This is a genomic window from Sporomusa sp., assembly GCF_057736855.1.
In genome coordinates this window covers 1,825-5,073 of sequence record NZ_JBYKYF010000228.1, presented here as the reverse complement: position 1 = coordinate 5,073, position 3,249 = coordinate 1,825, and the positions used below count along the sequence as shown (strand labels likewise).

2 protein-coding genes are annotated in these 3,249 nt (G+C 42.2%); both read right to left on the bottom strand.

All coding sequences use genetic code 11. The features are described 5' to 3' along the window. Positions 1-1,012: acyl-CoA mutase large subunit family protein (locus tag AC29Z1_RS13270; protein WP_488271933.1), on the bottom strand; the 1,012-nt coding region annotated here is incomplete at its 3' end. Positions 1,013-1,249: 237 nt separating this feature from the next. Continuing rightward, entirely contained in the window at positions 1,250-2,752 is a 1,503-nt protein-coding gene (gene scpC / locus AC29Z1_RS13265) for a succinyl-CoA:acetate CoA-transferase ScpC (protein ID WP_488271932.1), read from the bottom strand. Positions 2,753-3,249: the final 497 nt, after the last annotated feature.

Sequence of the window (3,249 nt, the reverse complement as noted above, 5' to 3'; positions counted from 1 at the left end):
CAAGAACGGCTGCCACCGTTTGTAAGGTAACGCGGATAATGTTGTTATCCGGCTGTTGGGCAGTAAGCATGGAACCGGCGGTTTGCGTATGTACGCGAAGCATCCATGATTTGGGGTTGGTTGCGCCAAAACGTTCTTTCATTATTTTGGCCCATATACGACGAGATGCCCGGAACTTAGCCACTTCTTCCAGCACATTGTTATGAGCATTCCAGAAGAAAGATAAGCGACCGGCAAAATCATCAACATTTAAGCCGGCTTTAATCGCAGCATCAACATAAGCAATCCCGTTAGCAATGGTAAAGGCAATTTCTTGAACAGCCGTTGAACCAGCTTCACGGATATGATAACCCGAAATGGAAATAGTGTTCCAATTAGGAACATGTTTGGAACAATATTCGAAAATGTTGGTGATCAGACGCATGGAAGGCTTTGGCGGAAAAATATAGGTGCCACGGGCCGCATATTCTTTTAAAATATCATTTTGAATAGTTCCCTTAAGTTTATCAGGACTAACTCCTTGCTTTTCAGCAACAGCAATATACATGGCTAACAGTACGGCAGCCGGAGCGTTGATGGTCATAGATGTTGACACTTTGCCAAGATCAATGCCGTCAAACAGAATTTCCATATCTTCCAGCGAATCAATAGCCACGCCTACTTTACCCACTTCACCTTCGGCAATCGGATCATCTGAATCATAGCCAATCTGAGTTGGCAAGTCGAACGCACAGGATAAGCCAGTGCTACCTGATTCCAGCAGGTAACGATACCGTTTGTTAGATTCTTCGGCTGTAGAAAATCCGGCATACATACGCATGGTCCAGAAGCGACCACGATACATAGTTGGTTGCACGCCGCGAGTAAACGGATATTCCCCAGGAAAACCAATATCTCTTTCATAATCGATGCCTTCAACGTCAAGGGGAGTATAAAGCCTGTTGTAAGGTAGGTTTTTACGTTCCGGAAATTTGGCCTGTGCTTTTTCCACCTTACCAGTGTACTCAGCCATTTTTTCCTTCAAGCTAGCTAGGTTAGCAGTGCACATGTTCTAAATTCCTCCTTTAATAACTAATTCGCTGATTCATCGGAACAATTCCTGTCAGTATAAGTCATTTTTTTATTATCCGATGATTAATCTTTTAGACTACCGCCTTTGTCATATGCGCCAAAAGCAGTTAAGTCTCTGGATAAGAACGTCTTAGCTGCAGTTACAGGATATCAATCCCCATCTGGCGCTAAGTGTTGTTTATTTCATACTGCCTGTTTCCAGGAAGCGAGTATGCCAAGACAAAGCTTCATGTAAGAGATGTGGCGTATGCGCAAATCCGGTAGCTTTCTCAGCCCGCTCCAGGTATTCGCGCAACATTGGTTGATAATCAGGATGGGCGCATTTATCAATAATAACTCTAGCACGTTCCTTGGGACTTAAACCGCGAACATCGGCAAGCCCTCGCTCGGTAACAAAAATATCAACATCATGCTCTGTATGATCAATGTGTGAACACATGGGAACAATTGAAGAAATAGTACCATTTTTTGCAATTGAATTGGAGAAGAAACAGGTTAAGTAGGCATTACGCGCAAAATCGCCTGACCCACCGATGCCGTTCATCATTTTTGTACCCATAATATGGCTGGAATTAACATGACCATAAATATCAAATTCAATGGCAGTATTCATGGCAATTACACCTAGACGCCGAGCAATTTCCGGATTATTGGCAATTTCCTGCGGCCTTAAAATAATTTTCTTGCGATATTCTGCAATATTATTATAAAAGCGTGTTAAACCATCAGGAGAAAGGGTAATAGAAGTTCCTGAAGCAATAATCAGTTTGCCTGCATCAATAAGGTCAAACATGCCATCTTGAATAACCTCAGTATATACAGTAAGATTTTCAAAGTCGGAATCAGCCAAGCTAGCAATAACTGCATTAGCTACTGAACCTACACCTGATTGTAAGGGCAGCAGATTGGCTGGCATCCGACCGGCTTTAATTTCGTGATGTAAAAAATCGATAAGATGAGCAGTCATAGCCCGGGCATCATCATTAATGGGCGCCAACGGGCGTACATCATCTTTGATATCACAGGGAACAATATACGCTATTTTATCAGGAGTGCAAGGAATATAGGGTGTGCCAATACGATCGCCGGCTTTGACAAGTGGTATTGGCTGACGATGCGGTGGATCAAGCGGTATGTATACGTCATGCATACCTTCCAGTTCAAGCGGCTGACTGGTATTGATTTCAACAATAACCATATCTGCACTGTGAACAAAAGAGGCTGCATTCCCCAGTGAAGTTGTCGGCACAATATGACCTTCTTCAGTAATAGCACAGGCTTCCACAATAGCTACATCAACCTTTCCGCCTAAGAAGCCATAGCGCGACATTTGGGCTACATGGCTTAAGTGCAGGTCAATATATTGGATAGTGCCATTATTGATAGCTTTCCTGATAGTCTCATTCGTCTGATAAGGCAGCCGTTTGGCAATTCCTTTACTGTCTGCCAATGCTCCATCAAGTTCTTTGCCGACCGAAGCACCTGTCCATAAATTTACGGAGAAATGCTCTTGTTTTATTCTTTCGGCCAATGCCAATGGCACTGCTTTTGGATAACCTGCAGGTGTAAACCCACTGGTACCAATATTCATTCCTGATTTAATACTATTAGCTGCCTCTTCAGCGCTTGCAATCTTTGCACGTAAAGCTTTGTTGCGAATCCGCTCTTTAATATCAAGCATCTACGCACCCTCCCCGCAAATCCAAAATAGTATGTATCAGTCTTATTGTTAGGAAAACATTCAAAAATATTCTATAATGTTCTATAAAAGTACCAAATTATAATAAAAAAGCACCTTGGGTTCATTTTGCATAAACAAAATAAGCCTAGGTGCGCACTTATTAACTATCCGTGACCGACAGGGTTACAGACCATAAGAGCGGAAATTACAAATATACTTTCAATGCATCCACATGGCTGACTTGTCCGTATATTATAGACTCTGGCTGTGTACTCGTATAATATTCTGCATAAAACAATAAATTCCTGCTATTTTTTCCTATTTACAGCAGGAATTTATTATTTTAGAAATACCACCTCTGCTTTGAAAGTGGTTATACAAGGAACAAATTAATCTGTTTTATACTAGCTGAACCTCTTCTGGATTAAAGGCCACTTCTACCTTGCTTCCCAGCGTCAGGCCTATAGTTTGCTCTCGAGGTGCTCTCACCACAAGTG

Excerpts from the sequence above, each read along its gene's own strand:
- scpC (WP_488271932.1), bottom strand. The coding sequence starts at position 2,752 with ATGCTTGATATTAAAGAGCGGATTCGCAACAAAGCTTTACGTGCAAAG.